This window comes from Polynucleobacter yangtzensis, assembly GCF_001595965.1.
In the GTDB taxonomy this organism is placed as follows: Bacteria; Pseudomonadota; Gammaproteobacteria; order Burkholderiales; family Burkholderiaceae; genus Polynucleobacter; species Polynucleobacter yangtzensis.
Window position 1 is genome coordinate 1 of the sequence record NZ_LOJI01000010.1, and the last position, 308, is coordinate 308.

The 308-nt window shown below is 52.6% G+C and carries 1 protein-coding gene; it reads right to left on the reverse strand.

From position 1 onward, the window contains the following. Positions 1–308: acyl-CoA synthetase family protein (locus JaK3_RS05690; RefSeq protein WP_150114211.1), on the reverse strand; the 308-nt coding region annotated here is incomplete at both ends.

Sequence of the window (308 nt, forward strand, 5' to 3'; positions counted from 1 at the left end):
CTTGAGCTAACTCTGGGCAAGCTTGTAAGAGGGCTGCTTCAATTTCACCTAGTTCAATCCTAAAGCCCCGGATCTTCACTTGTTGGTCAGCACGACCTAAGAACTCTAAAGCGCCATCGGCACGTCTTCTGGCTAAGTCACCACTGCGGTACATCCTCGTGCCAGGTTCACCAAAAGGACAGGCAATAAAGCGCTCGGCAGTTAAGCCAGGACGACCTAGGTAGCCTCTGGCTAAACCAGCACCAGCAATATAGAGCTCACCCACCACTCCAGGAGGTACAGGCTCTAAGGTGGAGTCTAGGAGGTAG